The following is a 17246-nucleotide window of genomic DNA, read 5'->3' on the forward strand; positions in this document are numbered from 1 at the left end:
CGCAACAGGCCGACCCGCTGCGCAGGATGAAAGCTGCGCGGCCCGGCCTGTTGCTCACCCCACGCTGCGAGGCGTAACTAACCCAAGGACTCTGGTCGCCGCTGGATGAAAACTCAGGGGCACGTCATCGGCACCACATCGTCGGTGCGGTTGCGCATGACCGGCTCGCCCGTGACGATCACCTCGTCGAGGGCCGTGACCGGACCGTACTGCGGATCGACGGCAGGACCAGACTGGGCCAGCGCCGAACCGGCGAAGGCGAGCGGAGCCAGGGCGGCCCCCAGCAGAAGCGCGAATTTCATTGATGGCATCCCCGAAAGACCGGCGGCCATGGGGCCCCGGTGTTCGGAAATCGCAGCTAAGCGGTGCCGACGACGCCTCTAAGACGATTTTGCGAACCCGCCATGCCGGTTTTCGGAAGCAAGCGTGACGACTGTTCCCGATACGGAGCGGTTGTCATATCGCTGTTCCATAACCGTCACAGGGCCTTGCTTGACCCGGCGCGCGCGTGCGTGGTCTGCGCGGTCACGCTGGAATCCCCTGCTATCGAGAGGCCGCCATGTCGATCCGCACCCTGACCACACTGGTCGCGTCCGCCGCCCTGCTGGCCGCCTGCGCCACGGCCGAGCGGGAAATCCCCCAGGGCGTTCTGGCGGCGGGCGATCCGGCCAAGCCCGTCGTCGCGGCGGTCGAGACCGTGGTCACCACTGACCCGACCGTGGATGCAGACGATCCCGCCTTCTGGGCCGATCCGCGAGATCCGTCGCGGGCGGTGATGTTCGGGACCGACAAGTCCGACGGCCTGTATGTCCACAATCTGGACGGCACCGTGCGTCAGTTCTTCCCGGACGGCCCGATGAACAATGTCGATGTCCGCTCCGGCTTCATGGTCGACGGCAAGGCGATGGTGCTGATCGCCGCGGCCGAGCGCGACCGGTTCGGCATCATGACCTGGCTGATGGATCCGGCGACCCTGGAAGTCCGGCGCTGGGGCTTCATACCGACTAATATGGGCGAGCCGTACGGCTTCTGCATGGGCCAGCGAGGCGACGCCTATTATCTCGTGCCCAACAACAAGGCCGGCCTGATCCAGCAGATTCGCGTCACCGCCGGACCGAACGGCCCCGTCGGCGTGGTCGAAAAGTCGATGCAGTTGGGCAGCCAGACCGAGGGCTGCGTCGTGGATGACGCCGCCGACCTGCTGTACGTCGGCGAAGAGGATGTCGGCATCTGGCGTTTCGACTTCGACCCGGCCGGCTCCAACGCGCCGACCGAGATCCATCCCATCGACCGCATCCGCCTGACCGACGACGTCGAGGGCCTGACCATCATGCGCGACGGCGCGAACAAATATCTGATCGCCTCCAGCCAGGGCGACAGCACCTATCCGGTGTGGCGTGTCACCGGAACAGGAGCTCAGACGGCCTATGCCTACGTCGGGCGGTTCACCATCGTCGACGGTGTCGCCACCACCAGCGGGCAGGCTGTGGACGCCGTGACCTTCACGGATGGTCTGGACGCCTGGAGCGGCCCGATCGGTCCGTGGCCGCAGGGCGCGCTGGCCTTCCACGACCACGCCGACGCCCCCCATCGCGGCCAGCAGAACTACAAGATCGTCGACTGGCGCGAGATCAAGCGGGCGCTGGGCATCACCTAGTTACTGACGTCGGAATGATACTGAGAGGCCGCTCTCTCGCGGGGCGGCCTTTTCGTTGTCTGAACGCCAGATACGACAAAGGCCCGCCGTTTCCGACAGGCCTTGTGCGTTTCGACTGGAGCGGGCGAAGAGATTCGAACTCTCGACCCCAACCTTGGCAAGGTTACGCTGGCGCTCGCGCCATTCTGGCCTTATCGTGTCCATACTAGCCCATAAGGCCCGCGCTGCGGGACCATGGGGGTGACACGTTTAGGCCATTCGACCCCGATTTACCCGATACACGGACTCTCCGTGATGACCATCTGATGACCAGAGGGAGCCATGAGCACCGCCGACCGCAAGAAGTTGACCAAACGGGTGGTCGATGCCACGCTGCCGGACGCTGCTGGCGATGTGATCGTCTGGGACACTGAGGTGGCGGGTTTCAGGCTGCGAGTTCGGCCCAGCGGCAGGAAGGCCTATGAGCTGCGCTATCGGGCGCGAGGCTCCACCACACAGCGGCAGATCAGCATCGGCCGTCACGGGAGCCCTTGGACCGTTGAGGAAGCTCGAGAGCGGGCGAAGACGATCCTTCATGAGGCGGGAGGCGGGGTCGATCCGCTGGCGACCAGGCAGGAGGCCCGATTGGCGTTGACCGTCGCGGAGCTGGCGGATGCCTATCTGCTCCAAGGCCCGGCGCACAAGCCCAACAAGCGGGCGACGTCCTGGGCGGTCGATACCTACAACTTCTCGCACCACCTCAAGCCCCTGCTCGGGCAACGTGTCGCCCGCGACCTGACGTCCGCACATCTTGCCGAGTGGCAGTCGAAGGTTGCGGCCGGCGCGACGGCGAAGCGTGAAAAGTCCGGCAAACTGCGTGGTGTGACGCACGTGCGTGGCGGACCCGGAGCGGCAGCCAGAGCGATGCGGTCGGTGGCAGCTATGCTGGCCTGGGCCCGCACGCAGCAACTGATCCCTGCCAACCCAGCTGATAACGTCGAGAAGATTCCTGACGGTCAACGCGAGCGGTATCTCAGCGACGAGGAGGGTGCCAGCATCTGGGCAGCGATCGACACGCTGTCGGACATTGGCAAACTCACAGACCGCCAAGTGGCCTATTTCAGGCTGCTCATGCTGACCGGTGCCCGCCGCGGCGAAATCCTTGGCCTTCGGTGGGCCGAGATCGATTTCCGGCGCAGCATGCTTCTGCTTGCCCCATCAAGGCACAAGTCCGGTGGGCGAGCCCGGGCCAAGACGCTTCACCTATCAGCGGCCGCCCTCGACATTCTCACTCGCCTGAAAGCCACGCGCGACGGGTTCACCCATGTGTTTCCTGCCCTCGCGGCACCCGCCAAAGCTGGAAACAAGGACGGCGAAAAACGCCCGGCCATCTACAGGGACCAGCCGATGGCACCGCCCAAGGCCGCATGGGACAGAGTCCTGAAGGCTGCGGGCGTCAGCGACGCCAGCTTTCATGTGCTGCGGCACACGTTCGCCTCGCAGATCGTTGCTGACGGCACGGGGCTGTACACCCTCTCGCGCATGCTCGGTCACGCCAGGGCATCGACCACAGAGCGCTACGCACACCTTCGCGCCGATGCAGGCGCAGCAGCCGCGCAGACGGTTGCCGACCGCTATCGCAAGCCGAAGCCTGCCGAAACGCAGGACGTTGAGGAAGTGGCGTGAGCGCCGATCCTGACCTCCTGTCGCGGCAGGCCTATGCAGAGTATCGACGTCGCGGAAGCTTCGTCGCGCTTATGCTCAGCTCTTCGCTGCTATCGTGGCCTGAAGGCGAGGCATTGCCGCAGATCGGTGGGCCGCTCCGCAGCAATGACGACGCCGAGCGTGATAGGTTCATGGCATCGATCCTGGCCGACATGTCCGAAATCCTGCCTGACGACACCGGCCTGAGGGGACGCCTCCAGTTGGCCCAAGCGGTCGCTGGTCTGCCCAATGGTCACGAAGTGCTTGAGACAGCCAGGATCGCTTTCACCGTCGGCATGTCGTCTGGTGCAATGCCTGCCGAATATCAGGCGCGGGCGCATGTCGCTGAACGTGATCAGGCTCTTTCAACTGCGAACCTCCAGCGAGCCGGAGACGCTGCAGACCGGTATGCTGACCTGGCCGATTTCGCGAACGAGCGCAGGCAGAAAGACCCGACGATCTTCGCCTCTGAGATCGCCATCGCCTATGTGAAGGCACGCCAGCGTGCGGAAGTCACTGTGTCGGGCGTAGCGGCCACGTTGAAAGTGTTACGAGCCCTGGTCGCTTCTAACCGAGTTCTGCCCCGCGCAAAAAAAATGGAGGGCGGCACGGCGGTCCAGCTTTTCGACCCTTCAGATAGCTGACTAGTAGGGGGCGAATGGCCCACATTCGGGAGGAACTGACCCGAATGGAGCCCAGCCATGTCGTCCCAGGACGAAACCCTGACCCCCCGGCAACTCGCTGCCGAACTTCATCTATCCGTCTCGTACCTGGCAAAGCTGCGCATCAGGGGCGGAGGCCCCAAGTTTGAGCGCTATGGGCATCGGACGGTTCGCTATCCGCGCACCGAGGTTAATGCCTGGCGAGCGGCAAGGTCCGCCACTTCGACGTCTGCCGAGCAAGCAGCGTGACCCGCCTGCATGCCCTGGCGCTGGCTTTCCGCAAGGCTATCCTTTCGATCAGGCTCGGCGGTGGGTCGTGGCATCCTTACCGCTGAAGCCGCGCCACGTCCCCCTGTCCGGCAAGGGCATCCTCCCACAGATCGCCCGTTGCGATGGCGACATGCTGATCGCGATCCAGACCCACCTGATTGTGCGGGCGAAGCTTGCCGAAGCAGAGGCGACCGCCGCTGTTCGTGAAGCCATTGCCGACGCCAGCAGGGCAGGTCTATCCCCGCGAGTGATGGCGCGGGCCCTGCGGATGCTGGACCCCGCCGAACAGGCGCTGGACTTAGAGGCGGCTGAGGTCGTGCGGGCTTACAAATCAATCGCCATTGGTGAGGCGAGGACTGATCCGTGACCGGCCAAGCAAAGGCGGGCGCGACCAGTGCTCTAGCAGGTCCACCATCATGACGCGCTTCCAACAACGTCAGGCGCATTGATGGGCGCTGTACACGATGAGCGAGATCGAGACTTCGACTTCACGGCAAAACGCATGGCCTGGGTCGAGGCGACTCTTTTGCACCCCGACGTGAAGCACTTCGCGGCCAGGGTAGGCGTCTTGGTGGCAGCGCATCTGAGCCGAAAACACGGCTATGCTTATCCCAGCATCGCAGACATGGCGCGTCAGTTGGGAGCGACCGAGACTGGCGTGAGTGGCGCTATCAAGCAGTTGGTCGCCGCTGGCCGCCTTCGGGTTGTTGCGCCTACCGGTGCCTGGGGCCGGACGCATCACAACCGCTACTACCTGATTGGTTCAGACGGCAGTCAACCGCTCGCAGCTTGGTACAGGGTGCACAAAGCGAAAGAACCCCCAATGGCGGTTGCGGGTTTGGGCGATCTCGCAGCAAAACCCCCAATGGCTGTGGCGGAAACCCCCAATGGCCATTGCCAAAACCCCCAACAGCCGTTGAGCCATAACCCACTGAGTAAACCCATTGAAGAAAGTCAGCGCCAGAAGTCTGGCGCAACATGGCTTTCCGAGGGTTCGGTGATCCCTGATGGCTTCCCAGATGCTCTGGCAATGAAGGAGGCTCGGCTGATCGTGGCCAGTGAAAACTCCGACGCAGACATTGGCGAGGAACGCCATCGGTTCTTCACGCACGCCATGTTGAAAGATCGGCGCTGTCTGGATTGGCGAGCAGCGTGGAGGCGATGGATCGAGGCAGCGATCGATGGCCTAGAGCCGGATCTAGTTGCATGACTTGGGGCGCGTCACTTTCAGTGAAGACCCGGACCAAGCATGCCTCATCACCAGCGTATTTCCGGCAGCGCATATTCTTTCGCTGGCAGTTTTGCTTGTGCCAAACTCATCCAGCCATTCAATCCGTGCGCTCCTCGCTGCTTTGATCAAGCATGCCGACAGCGCAGGGCCCTGGCGAGTGAACGGTTCATCAGGATCACAGGACGACAGTTAGGTAAGGCTGCGGGCTTCCAGAGCCAGACTATTCGCGATTTTCCGAAGTCTTGGCTGAGCATCGTCATAAACGTAAGCAATGCTAGGCTGCACGCTCTCCCCCGACGTCATTGTCGCTAGCGAAAATAGTTCCTCAAAATCGTAAATCTCCACACTACTAGTCATCACCAGCCGCGATGTTATGGACACAATAAGATCGTCAATTTCGTCTTCAATATTTGAGGATTGATCTCCGACAACTATCAGATGCCAAACTCGATCTTCCGATATCAGTTTCGCTAACATGCTTTTTAGTTTAGCGAAAATGTCTTGGTCGAATATTAGACAGGTTAGATAATCCAAGCCTCCTTGGACTAGGTCTTGAATGGTCAGAAGTTTGATTTTCTCAAAGTCAGCCATATCACCACCTCAGCATTCGCTTGATAATCTCATTTTGAAAGCCTCGGATTTGACCCTGCAACAATTCGATCCGGCGCGCCTGCTGTGCTCGGATAGCTTCTTGCGGCATATTTCTCATCGCGGGGTGGACGGTAGGGTTAGCCCTAAAGTTGTCCAGCTTCCGATAGTGCAGCTGAAGTTGCTTGAACAGGCCAGTGATCGTTTTGTCACATGAGTTATGCACCCACAGCCCGCTCTCACCCACAAAATACGTGTGGAAACCCTCAACCTCGAAGTTGTAAGTTCGCTCGATCCTCTCCGTGCGCTCGACCGAAACGATAACCGAGCTTCGTCCATCGGCGGTGACGATTTCTGATCCGGGTTCGAGCTCTGCCGTCTCGGTCCATGTACCACCGACCAAACGCCAGGGGTGTTCGTCGGTGGTTCCTAAGGTTTCTCGACGAATGGCTCCGGTCGCGTCGACGGTTTCGACGGTTACCTCCCAGATTTGACGCTCCGCCCCTGGGATGAGGGCAACGACGGGTTTGTAGGCTGTTTCGCCTGTGGCTTCGCTGCGTGAAAGTACGAGGTCGCCGACGCGAATGTTTTCGATTTCGATTCGACCTGATGCTGTCGATACGGGTGTGCCAGCCTCGAAGCAGTTGCAAAGTCGAGAGGCCGCAGGAATGGCACCTGGCAACGCAACAGCTGCATAAGGCGCGATGATAGGGCCCAACATCCAACTGTTCTCAACAGACTCTTGCTGATAAGCTCCGTTCCAGGCTCGATATTCGGCGGTATTGCGAGAGTCGCCGCCTTCGCCCCATCCGGCTAATCCAGAGTAGATGCTGTCCCGGCGGTCACCCGAAAAGCCTGAAATGCCCCCTGTCGGAACACCAACATTTGTATAACGTACGGTAAATCTTCTGCACTGTCCGATGCCTGGAGCGTTGACCCCTCCTACGACTTGACCCGTCTCTGGATTCACGGCGGGGTCGTTACAAATGAACCACCGGCGGATTTGCTCAAGCCCCATCGGATCCACCCAGTTCACTGGATCCTGACCCACATACCCATACAGGTTCATCCCCGCCTGATACCCGATCGGGTCCGTCTGCAGGAATCGCCCCGTCTGCGGCAGGTAGGTCCGTGCCCGGTAGTGGTAGGCCTGGGCCTCGGCCAGCCAGGCCTGGCCGGTGTACTGGAACCGGCCCGCGTTACCGGGGGCTGGGACTCCATAGTCGTCGTAGCGGTTGATGGCGGTGGCGGTGCCTGAACCGTCGGTCAGGGCGATGACCGAGCCGCGCTCGTCGGCCATCAGCCAGCTGGGGGCCGTGGTGCCGGAGCCCATATAGCTGGCGACCACGCCGTCCAGGCCCAGGCCCGGGATGTGGCGGCGCGTCAGGGTGCCGGAGCCGTCGTATTCGGCGGCTAGCTGAACGCCCGCATACTGGAACCGGGTCGAGGCCGTGCCGGTCGTGGTGGTGGCCAGCCGGTTCAGCGGGTCGAAAGTGAAGCTGGAGGCTCCGGGTCCACCCGCCGCCGTCGCGCCGGTCAGGCGATTGGCGGGGTCGTAGGCATAGGTGCTGGTGCCGGTCGCCGTGGTTATTCCCGTGGTATTGCCGTCGGCATCGTATGAGACCGGAGCGCTGTTGATCGCCGTCAGCTGGTTCAGGCCGTTGCGGCCGTTGTCCTGACCGCCGGTCGAGGCATAGGCATAGGCCGGATTGCCGACCGTGCGTGTCGCGATCTGGCCCGCCGGATTGTAGCCGAAGCCCAGCGTCAGGTCGGCGGCGGTGCCGGCGGGGTTGTGGGCCAGCGATGTCAGTCGGGCATGGGCGTCATAGCCATAGACGCTGCCCGCCCCATTGCCGCGCGTAACCCCCGTCAGCTGACCCAGGTCGCTGTAGCCATAGGTGGCCAGCACGCCCGACCCGGCCGTCGCCCCATTGGCCCGCACCGCCGTCACCGCCCCCGTCAGGTCATGGTCATAGGCGACGTAGAAGGCATCCGCCCAGGTGATCCGCGTCATCCGACCGGCGGGGTCGTATTGATAGGTCATCGCCCCGATCCCGCTGGAACTCTCGCTGATCGGCTGGGACAGGGCATCATAAGCGGTGTTGACGGTGATGGAGGCGGGCGAGGACACCGGCGTCGAGGTGATCGAGACCGTGCGGCCCAGATTGTCATAGCCCGCCGTGGTGCCCGGCGAACTGCTGTCAGTCAGCCGGCCCAGCGCATCCCAGGTATAGCTGTGGATCGTGCCCGACCGGTCCCGTGCCGTCTGAGGCAGGCCTGCTACATCATAGGTCCAGGCCTCATAGTCCGTCGTCGAGGTACCGCCGCCCGTGGCGTTCGGATAGCGCAGCCGCGACAGCCGATCCAGGCCGTCATAGACCATGATGGACACATTGCCCCGACCGTCCGTCAGACTGGCCGGAAAGCCGTTGGGCGTATAGCTGACCGTCTCGGTGATGCCCTCCGGCAGGCCATAGGCCGAGGTGGTGGCAAACGGACGGCCCAAGGCATCGTACTGGATACGCGAGATGCGATCAGGGCCGAAGCCGCCGGTCGCGCCCAGGGTACACGCCGAAGCCGGCAGGGTGCCGAAGGTGGCCGGGTTCATTCGCGTGGCCACGCAGGACGCGCGACCGGCAGCGTCATAGGTGACCTGCTGTACGCCCGAGGCGGCTCCGGCCGCAGACAGCTGACGCCCCTCGGTCGGGCGACCGAAGTCGTCATAGACGGTCTGGCTTTTCAATATGGGGTTGAAGGCCGCCCAGGCGGGATCGGAATAGCCCGTCGTCGTGCCCGTCTCGGCCAGGGTGACCAGGCCACGGGCGTCGTAGGTCATCCGTTGGGCCCGGTTGGCCAGGGGGCCCGTGCCGTCAGGGTCCGGCCCGACCTCCCCGATCATGCGGCGCGAGGTGTCGTAGCGGTACATGACCCGGTCATCGGTGCCAGGCAGGGGCCCATCCATCGTCGCGAGGTCTCCGTCGGGGGTATAGGTGGCCTGAACCGTCCGCATGGCGGGATCGGTGCCTGACCCCTGGCTGACCGAGGTTGGCAGCAGGTTGTTAGCCACGCCTGAGGTGCCATAGACGACGGTGCTGAGCACCTCCTGGTCTGTGGCGTCGCAGGCGGTGCCGGTGGCGCAAGCCGAAACCTCGACCGGCAGGGTGACCGGCGGCTGGGTCACGAAGGCCCCGGTGCTATTCTTGATCCAGGCCGTTTGGGCGGCATAGGCATAGCGGGTCTGGGGCCGATCCGCGCCTGTCGCCGGCGCTGGGGCCGTGATGCTCAGCAAGCCGCCATGGCTCGCATCCCAGACATAGTCGGTGACGCCGCCGCGCGGGTCGGTGGTGGAACTGGGCCGGTTGCAGGTCACCGGATTGGTGCAGGTGGTAGGATAGGTGGTCGTGGTGGTGACCGCCGACAGAGGGGATGCGGGCTTGGGAATGGCCGTGGTGACAGTCGGATTACCTCGCGTGTCATAGGTGAAGGTGGTGTAGTCGCCCTCCGGCTGCGTCACCCGTATCAGCCGCAGGTCGGCATCGTACTGATACGACCAGCTGTTCGACAGCGCATCGGTGACCGAGGTGGCGCGACCGAGAGCCAAATCAGTCTGGACCGTCAGCCCCTGGCCCAGTGGCCCTTCGACAGTCGTGGTCTGGGTCGCGCCAGTGGCGGACCAACCGTACGTCCAGCTGCCGGAGGCGTCGGTGACAGCATTGACGCGGAAGTCGGGCGAGGGGTTGTACGCGACAACCACGTCATCCGAGGTCGCGCCCGGATAGCGGATTGATGCCAGGCCACCACCCGAGTAGCTATAGGTCGTCGCGTTCCCCGCCTGATCTGTGGCCGTCAGGGGCAATGCGCTGCTGGAGTCATAGGCCACGCTCGGCCAGACCCGGCTGAAGGTGGGGCAGGCGTCGGCCATCGGGTCGCAATAGTCGACGGCTAAATTGATCCCGGTGACCGACTTGGTCTTCAGCCAGTTGGCGTTTGCTGGATCATCGGACCAGTAAGCATACTTGATCATATAGCCGTAGTTGCTGGTCACCGATTGCAGGCGTACCGACCCGTCCAGACACGGCGTCTCTACGCAGCTCTGCTTCCAGTGGTAGGTGACGACTGCGCCGTCGGGCGTCGTGTAGCTCGTGCCCAGTCCTGAGTTGGCGCTGTAGCTATTGGTCATACCTCCGATAACAGCGTCGAAGGTCGCCTGATTGCCGACACTGTCTGTAAGCGTACCAGTCGATCCAGACCACACCAGTGTCGAGCCGTTGGCGTATTTGGAAACCCACTGGCTCCCGCTGAGCACGAACGGCTCGGACACCGGCCCGACGCTGATCATCATCTCGGACCCGGCAGCCGAGATCGACCCGACCAGACTGTCTCGCCACCCGTCATTGGTATAGACCCGGCCATAACTGAGCCCGCCCGCGCCAGGTTGGCCGATTGTCACCTCGGTAGCGCCGTAGTTGAAGGTGCCGCTGACCAAGTCCACGCCCCTCGGATCCAAGGTGTAGTGCTCCGGGGGGATCGGCTGGCTTTGTGCGAGGGCGGAGCTCGGAGCACAGGCCAGACCTAGCGCTCCGAGGGTGCAGGCCATTAGCGCGGCCCTTATCGTCTCAATGAGCCTCAGGCGCATGGGGTCACCGAGATCCACAGGCTGACGCCATCCGCGTCCTTAATTTCGGCCACACCGTCGTTGCGCAGGGTCAGGACCGCACCGGGATTCCCGCCCGTGTTGGTGCTCCAGATCGGCGCGAAGTCTGTGCCGTGCAAAACCAGATTGCCGTCGTTGAGAACGCGCAGGTAAGTGGCCCGTCCTTGGCCGGTGCAGCTGTTCCACAGAGGACCGCCGCTTCCCGACACGACAAGATTGCCGCTGGTCTCGAAGTTCAGGCTGTAAAGGCCATTCAAGGAAGTGAGCTTCTGCGATGGCAGCAGGGTATAGGGAAAGCTGAGAGCGTTTACAGTCGGAGGCGGACTGACGGTGACACCTGACATCCCCAGACGGTTGTCGGCCGCATCAAGCGCGTAGGCTGTCATGACTCCGTCGCCGGTCCGCGCCAGGGTGCTGGCGATCAATCGACCATTGCCGTCATAGCGATAGGTCTGTGCGTCCTGCGCATGTGCCGTACTGGCTGAGGCCAGACAGACGCCCAACGCCGCTAATAGTCTTCGCTTCATGATTGCCCCCGCATCTCAACGTTCGCCGGAAAGGCGAATGAGTCAAGCTAAGGGATTGTGACGTCAGAAACGGACGTATCCGTTCTCCATAAGACGATGCCAGCAGAAAACTCGTCCCGGCGAACCGGAGACAGGCCGGGCCACCCGATAGTTCAATAGGTCGGGATGCTTTTGTCACCACCGCGCGTTTGGCTCCGAAAGGAGCATTCAAATGCCCAGCAAAAAGCACGATCCCCACTACCCCAACCCATGGATGGGACGGATTATCGTAGGCTCACTCGCGTTTTTGGTCGTGGCTCTTCTGGCGTTCGCTTTTATCCGGCCCGACGAAACCGGGCGGCGCGCGACAGAAGCCGAAGTTGTCTTGACGCAGATGGACGCCGCTCAGGCCAAGGCAGACCAGACCCGTGAAGCCGACCGTTCGCGACCGTCAGTGCCCTGATAGCAATTTACGCGGTCCGAACCGACCGCGGGCTGTAAGGCCGCATTGACCCGCACGGACAGAGGTAGTGCTATCTAATTGGCCGTTCGTCGAGCGCGGTCAGGCGGCCCGGTCCGGCATAGCCCCCCTTTGCGCAAGCCGGGCCGCCGCTTCAGCAGAAAAGCCCGCAGCCCCAGTGAGGGAACGACGGGCTCAAACGCCTCACTGCGAACCACGTGGCGGGATGGGAAGCCACCCATCGTCATTCAGTTGGACGGCCACGCCCCGCTCAATTAGCAGCGCCATGAAGCGAGGATGCGACTGGGGCACGATGCCGTCCCAGTTGCTGTCCTCGCAGGGGCTGCAAATCATCACCTTGCCCCAGCTTGGAATAGGCCGGCCTCGGTAGATGTGGGGCCCGAATCGAAACGGCTGCCCGCACAGGTCGCAATCGTAGCGAAAGGCTGGACTCGACATGTCTTCTCCTTTGGTTGGAGGAGGATGCTCGCACGGCTTCACGACCGGCAACGCCAATCAATCCGAGGTGGGCCTGCCGGGCAAATCGCGACCCCAACTCGCTGCGTCGAGGTGAGTGCATTGTTGCTACAGGGCGGCGGTGAGAGCGTGTGAGCGACCGACGGGACGGAGCTCGCATGACCGAAGATCGCTATATGAACACGGCAGAAGCGGCCGCATTTACCGGCTTTTCCTCCCAGACCTTGCGCACATGGCGCAGCCGTCGGCGAGGCCCGATATTCTCTCGGATCAACGGTCGCGCCATCGCTTACCGCCTGTCTGATCTTCGCGCCTTTATGGACGCCGACCGCCAAGCCGCTGAACGGTGACGCGTGAGTCCGCCAAAGCAGAATGGATGGCGGTATGTCCAATGGGCCCGAACCCAGGAGGTCGGCGACGCGTCCGCAAAGGCAGTGCTGAACGCCTTGGCCACGTACGCGGACTGGACGACTGGTAGCTGCACAGTCGGCCAGGAAACGCTGGCTCGGCACACCGAGAAGGGCGTGTCCACAGTTCGCGCTGCTCTGGCCAGACTGGAGGCTTCCGGCTTCATCCAGCGGAAGGCACGTGGCGAACAGGGCCGACGTCTCGCCGACGAGATCAGGCTCACACCCCGCACAGACAATCCACTAGCGCCAGATGTCAGCGGTAGTGAGCCGTCCACTACCGCCAGATTTCAGCGCACTACCGCCAGCTTTCGGCCTTCACTACCGCCAGCATCTGGCGGGGTAACACTCCAATCCGAACACGCCATGCTTAACACCCCACGCGAAGGCGCTTCGCTTCAGGTTTCTGGAGGCAGACCGTCGGTCCTTGCGAACCTGCCGAGTGGAGAGCAGGTCCGCACGGCGTCGGAGTTGCTCCGCGAGTACAATCTCTATGGCAACGGCGGCCCGACTATCGAGGCGCTCTGGCTCGGCTTTGCCGAGCACGCCCAGCGAACCGGACGCCAGATCAAGAATGAGGATGGCGCTTGGGTGGCGTGGGTCATCAAGGCCATCGACCTCGAGCGCGCGAAGTTGGGCAAGCCACCCAGCGCGTCACGGATCGCGGGTATCAGGAGAAACGCATGACAGGCCGAATGCAGTGGAGCCGTGTCCAGAACAAAGGCCGGGCGAGAGAGCAGGCGTCACCACACAAGCCCCAGGTCGCCGGTCCGTGGTCACACATCAAGCGTGCGCCAATGAAGCGGCTCACCAAGGCTGAGATCGCGGCGCTGCTGGCCAATCGTCCAGACCTCCAGCCACCCGGTTCGCGCGTGCGAGGGGACGACGATGAGGCCTGAACCCGCATCAGCTCGCGCACGCACGCGCGCGACCCCCAATGCACTGACGGCAGAACCCACGTCCGGAGCCCATGATGACCACCGACACACCTGAACGGATGTTCGACCGCTCGACACTGATGATCCTGCGAGGACTGGCGCTCGTCGCTGGCGATAAGGCAGGCGTCGAGGACATTGACCGCAAGCTGGAAGCGCACGACGCACTGGAGCCGGAGCAATTTCAGACACTGAGCCTGGCCGACGAGATAGAGGCCATCAAGGCGGTGCAACGCCAGTCAGCAGCCGAAACGCGCCTGATCTTGGACTATGTCATCACCACGATGGGGGCAGCACTGGGGGCCAATCTGTCGCTGGAGCCAGATACGCTGCGTCTTGCTATCGACAACCTCGTGCATGCGGTGAAGCCGGAGCTGGAGCCCACGCCCGAGGACCAGGCCAGCGTGCTGTTCGTGCGGGACTGGACGGCTTCGCTATTGGAGCGCGTCGCCATCACTATCGAGACCGGCCGTGTCCGCGCAGCGTTGATGCACGGGGGAGGCACATGCTGACGCCGCCTATCCTCAGGGCCATGCGAGGGGCGCTGGGATGGTCCATGCGGGACTGTGCGGCCGCCGCCGGTGTCGCCCTGGCCACTGTGCTGAAGGCAGAGGCGGGCGAGCCGGTGTCGGCTGCCACGGCACTGCGTCTTCGCAAGGCGTTCGCGGGCCGCGGCGTCACCGTCCGCCCCTGCAACGGCGCAACCGACGTCAGGATCAGGGATAAGCCGAGGCGTGAGCAGCCGGGCGTGCCGGAGCCAGTGCGGAACCTTCCCTATGTCGTCTTGCGCCCCCGGGCCGACGGCACATGCCGGATTCTTTTCGAAGTTCCCAAGCGGCTGCGGCCAGAGGGGTGGCCTGCTGCTCGCCCACTGCCATGCAGTGGGACGCGACGTGGCGACTTGTCTGATGACGATGAAATGGCCGCTGTCAGGAAGGATGCAGCACGTCTTTTGAAGGAACTTGCGGCCGCGCGACGACGAGAAACCGACCTACGACCGTTTCTGACGTAACGAACCTTTATCACCATTTGACGTTGACACCGCCTGTCATTTGACGGAAGTTTGAGTAAGGGACGACCATGCATACCGCACAGCCACTGCCATTTCGGCGACTGCCTCCAGTCAGTCCGCAAACCTTTGCGGACGAAGCCGACCGTGCCCGCTTGAGCAGTGTCGCTCTGACGGCCTTCCGCTCGCTTGTAACTATATGGGGCCTGTCCGCCCCTCAGGCCGCCGCCTTGCTGGCTGTTTCGCCAAGCACGTGGGAGCGCATGCGCCGTGGAGAAGCCGGCACAAGAATGAACCAGGACCAGCTGACGCGGGTGTCTGCATTGGTGGGTATCTTGAAGGGTCTGCGACTCTTGTTTGCTGACGACCTCGCCGACCGTTGGCCGCAGATGGCCAATAAGGGGGCTATCTTCGGAGGGCTATCGCCAGTGGCCGCTATGGTAGACGGAGGGATTCCGAGGATGCTTGAAGTGCGTCGCCACGTAGATGCACTCCGAGGGGGCATGTGATGATCGACGGGCTCCCGATTGTACGTAAGGCATTCGAGAGAACCGTCAGGCTCGTGAGTAGCGCTCGTCTGCGTCCTCCTGTCCTGGAAGACTTGGTGCCTCCCGAAATGATGGATGCCCTTCACGAGTTGGAAGGAGCCACTAGCGGCCGCCTCAACGGTCAATGGCGCGGCACTGTTGGCATTGACAAGAACGAGTTCGTCTATGGCGTCCAGCATGCTGCATTTATCAATGCCAGCTTTGCGTATCCGCGCCCGAACCAGCTCAATCGTTTCAACGGTGACGCCCGCGGCGCTTGGTACGCTGCTCTCGACGTCCGGACCTGCCTCGAAGAGATCAAGTTCCACATCACCCAGGAACTGGAAAACATCAACGAGTTCAGGACGCGCATCGAATACGCTGAGATGCACGCAAGCTTTGCTGGCGACTTCCTTGATCTCACTGCTGCCAACGATCACGAGTGTCTGCATCCCGATCCAGCGATTGGCTACCCTGTAGGCAATGCCGTCGCGGATGCGGCGCGTGCGCACGGCTTGAACCTGATCATGTACCCTTCGATCCGTCACAAGGGGGGGACGTGCTTCGCTGCTCTGTCACCCCATGCCGTTCAGTCGGTTGCCCAAGGCGATGTCTGGGAAATGATCTGGACAGGAGACGCGGTTCCGATAGTCCAGCCGGTCGCAAAGGCTGCCTGATCGACGCTAGCCCAGTGCAAATCGCGCGTGAGCCTGTGCGTTTCGGTTTCCGGGGTCACGACACCCGAGGGGATGGAAGGCCGCTCAGCGGCGTTTATTTCGACTAGCCGCCTGTGCCGCTCGAATAGCATCCACCGGCACACGAGATTTCTGGAATGGGGTCGGCTCTGGCTCTCGGACCTCGAGCCGCAGCGCACGAACAACATCTTGGCGGGCATAAAGGTTCTCCACACCACGGTCGCATGGCTGCAGGTCGAGCTTCCCACTGGCGATACGCCTATGCAGCGTGCGGGCAGAGTAGCCAGCGAGTTCGACGACCTGGCTGGTCGTCAGCCGAAACGGCAATGCGTCGATAGAATCCGCCATGATCAGATGTCTCTGATCCAGGGAAGCCGCCCTTCAATCACCCCCAGTTTGATGAGGACGGCTTCGCCGAGGTCCGTGAGTCTCTCGGAGTCGGTCTTTTTGATCACGGCACCAGGGCCTGACAGAGTTCTCGATGTGTCGATGTAGTGCTGCTCGGGCCGTTCGATCAGCCCTAGACTGATCAGTCGCCGGCTTTGTACCGCGCGCTCAACCGACTGCTCGCGTCGTTTGGCGTCGTCTTCAAGCCGTTCCTCGATCGTAGCATCACTTGAAAGTCGTGGCTCTCGTATGCCAAGGGCGTCCGCGTTAGCCGCCCTCCATTCATGCTCCCAGCCGCGTCTGGTGTGTGACGTGAGCACGAGCACATCCAGGTCAGTCAGATGGCCTACAAGGTCTAGCAGGTGGCGGCTCTTCGCCGCTCGCAGTTCGTCTTCTGTCAGCCCCTCAGAGACTATCTTTGCTAGCTGATCGATCCGCTCCTGGCTGGTGGCTTTAACCGCTAGACGCGCGCCCTCTTCGAACAGTGCTTGCTTCTCAGCGTCCCACGCCCCGAATACGCCCGCGCCTAGGCGCTCCTCCAAGGCACGAAGACGGCGCGATAGGTCAGTCATGAACTGGGCAAAGCGTTCTTCGCGGCGAGGCAGCGCCTGGTCGATGAAGAAGTCCACTATCTTTGACGAACCTGGGAATAGTAGGTCGAGCGGTGAGGTGATGGCCGTCAGCGTCTCTGCTGCATAGTCAGATGCGTGCTTCTGGAGCCGAGGGTGGATGTCGTCAGTCAAGGCTCAGCGCGCCGCCTTCGCAGCATCCACGTCGCAGCCTGTCGTGTTCCGACAGGCGCGGATGCGCATCACGTAAAGTTCTAGATCTTCACGAACGAGCGCCTCTAGTGCTCCCAGAACTCGCTGCTGGCCTTCAGGACTGAGCGACGCCAGGCGCGTCCCGGGCCGAGCTTCGATCTCCAGCGCCCTGCATGCTGACAACGCGGCTTGCACGACCCCCGGCACAGGCTCACCAGAAGGCTCGAAGTCGCGGGCGTTGTCCCACAGGCAACGACCGTGCAAATCGCTGGTGTCCTCGGCTGGCGCGGCCTGCATCGCAAGCGCGGCCATGATGGTCATAAGCATGGCGGTCCCT

Annotated in this window: 18 protein-coding genes and 1 pseudogene; 13 read left to right on the forward strand and 6 right to left on the reverse strand. The window is 62.6% G+C overall.

The genetic code is table 11. The features are described 5' to 3' along the window. Positions 1–113 precede the first annotated feature (113 nt). Entirely contained in the window at positions 114–302 is a 189-nt protein-coding gene (locus tag ACE3TH_RS04990; RefSeq protein WP_374597954.1) for a hypothetical protein, read from the reverse strand. Between the two features lie 257 nt (positions 303–559). Here ACE3TH_RS04990 and ACE3TH_RS04995 point away from each other — a divergent pair, with 257 nt between their 5' ends. The 6 genes from ACE3TH_RS04995 (at position 560) to ACE3TH_RS05020 (ending at position 5482) form a co-directional block, all read left to right on the forward strand. Beyond that, entirely contained in the window at positions 560–1657 is a 1098-nt protein-coding gene (locus tag ACE3TH_RS04995) for a phytase (protein WP_374597956.1), read from the forward strand. A 321-nt stretch (positions 1658–1978) separates the two neighbouring features. Further along, positions 1979–3322, forward strand: coding sequence for a tyrosine-type recombinase/integrase (locus ACE3TH_RS05000; RefSeq protein WP_374597958.1), 1344 nt, complete (start codon positions 1979–1981; stop codon positions 3320–3322). Continuing rightward, positions 3319–3984 (forward strand): hypothetical protein, encoded by a 666-nt coding sequence (locus ACE3TH_RS05005; protein ID WP_374597960.1) that lies wholly within the window; start codon positions 3319–3321, stop codon positions 3982–3984. Before ACE3TH_RS05000 ends, ACE3TH_RS05005 begins: the two co-directional genes overlap by 4 nt. 57 nt (positions 3985–4041) lie before the next feature. Continuing rightward, on the forward strand, positions 4042–4251 hold the full coding sequence (locus ACE3TH_RS05010) for a helix-turn-helix transcriptional regulator (RefSeq protein ID WP_374597962.1): 210 nt from the start codon (positions 4042–4044) through the stop codon (positions 4249–4251). Positions 4252–4402: 151 nt separating this feature from the next. Further along, on the forward strand, positions 4403–4639 hold the full coding sequence (locus ACE3TH_RS05015; protein ID WP_374597964.1) for a hypothetical protein: 237 nt from the start codon (positions 4403–4405) through the stop codon (positions 4637–4639). Between the two features lie 81 nt (positions 4640–4720). Beyond that, a complete protein-coding gene (locus ACE3TH_RS05020; protein WP_374597966.1) occupies positions 4721–5482 on the forward strand; it encodes a hypothetical protein in 762 nt (253 codons plus the stop codon). 613 nt (positions 5483–6095) lie between these two features. On the opposite strand, the gene ACE3TH_RS05025 is transcribed toward ACE3TH_RS05020, so the two are convergent. Both ACE3TH_RS05025 and ACE3TH_RS05030 read right to left on the reverse strand, forming a co-directional pair. Further along, positions 6096–10583, reverse strand: coding sequence for a polymorphic toxin-type HINT domain-containing protein (locus tag ACE3TH_RS05025; protein ID WP_374597967.1), 4488 nt, complete (start codon positions 10581–10583; stop codon positions 6096–6098). 134 nt (positions 10584–10717) lie between these two features. After that, positions 10718–11170, reverse strand: coding sequence for a hypothetical protein (locus ACE3TH_RS05030; RefSeq protein ID WP_374597969.1), 453 nt, complete (start codon positions 11168–11170; stop codon positions 10718–10720). A 313-nt stretch (positions 11171–11483) separates the two neighbouring features. On the opposite strand from ACE3TH_RS05030, the gene ACE3TH_RS05035 reads away from it, so the two are divergent. The 7 genes and pseudogenes from ACE3TH_RS05035 to ACE3TH_RS05065 all read left to right on the forward strand — a co-directional run bounded on the left by ACE3TH_RS05035 (position 11484) and on the right by ACE3TH_RS05065 (position 15743). Next, positions 11484–11714, forward strand: a complete 231-nt coding sequence (locus tag ACE3TH_RS05035) for a hypothetical protein (RefSeq protein ID WP_374597971.1) — start codon at positions 11484–11486, stop codon at positions 11712–11714. Between the two features lie 632 nt (positions 11715–12346). Beyond that, positions 12347–12538, forward strand: a complete 192-nt coding sequence (locus tag ACE3TH_RS05040) for a helix-turn-helix transcriptional regulator (RefSeq protein WP_374597973.1) — start codon at positions 12347–12349, stop codon at positions 12536–12538. 84 nt (positions 12539–12622) lie between these two features. Continuing rightward, positions 12623–12751, forward strand: a pseudogene (locus ACE3TH_RS05045) (helix-turn-helix domain-containing protein); the annotation flags it as partial. Between the two features lie 210 nt (positions 12752–12961). Further along, positions 12962–13282 (forward strand): hypothetical protein, encoded by a 321-nt coding sequence (locus ACE3TH_RS05050; protein ID WP_374598588.1) that lies wholly within the window; start codon positions 12962–12964, stop codon positions 13280–13282. Between the two features lie 283 nt (positions 13283–13565). Further along, entirely contained in the window at positions 13566–14042 is a 477-nt protein-coding gene (locus tag ACE3TH_RS05055) for a hypothetical protein (protein WP_374597975.1), read from the forward strand. A 568-nt stretch (positions 14043–14610) separates the two neighbouring features. Further along, entirely contained in the window at positions 14611–15048 is a 438-nt protein-coding gene (locus ACE3TH_RS05060; RefSeq protein WP_374597977.1) for an antitoxin Xre-like helix-turn-helix domain-containing protein, read from the forward strand. Beyond that, a complete protein-coding gene (locus ACE3TH_RS05065; RefSeq protein ID WP_374597979.1) occupies positions 15048–15743 on the forward strand; it encodes an RES family NAD+ phosphorylase in 696 nt (231 codons plus the stop codon). The genes ACE3TH_RS05060 and ACE3TH_RS05065 overlap by 1 nt, the downstream gene beginning before the upstream one ends. An 84-nt stretch (positions 15744–15827) precedes the next feature. Here the strand turns inward: ACE3TH_RS05065 and ACE3TH_RS05070 are convergent, their stop codons facing one another. From ACE3TH_RS05070 to ACE3TH_RS05080, 3 genes are read right to left on the reverse strand one after another with little or no spacing between them, the layout of a single operon-like run. Next, positions 15828–16109 carry a hypothetical protein gene (locus ACE3TH_RS05070; RefSeq protein WP_374597981.1) on the reverse strand — a complete coding sequence of 94 codons (282 nt, stop codon included), beginning with the start codon at positions 16107–16109 and terminating at the stop codon, positions 15828–15830. Between the two features lie 2 nt (positions 16110–16111). Further along, a complete protein-coding gene (locus tag ACE3TH_RS05075) occupies positions 16112–16891 on the reverse strand; it encodes a hypothetical protein (RefSeq protein ID WP_374597983.1) in 780 nt (259 codons plus the stop codon). Positions 16892–16894: 3 nt separating this feature from the next. Then, positions 16895–17236 (reverse strand): hypothetical protein, encoded by a 342-nt coding sequence (locus ACE3TH_RS05080; protein WP_374597985.1) that lies wholly within the window; start codon positions 17234–17236, stop codon positions 16895–16897. Positions 17237–17246: the final 10 nt, after the last annotated feature.

The sequence above is a fragment of the Brevundimonas sp. genome (genome assembly GCF_041919755.1).
Lineage (GTDB): Bacteria > Pseudomonadota > Alphaproteobacteria > Caulobacterales > Caulobacteraceae > Brevundimonas.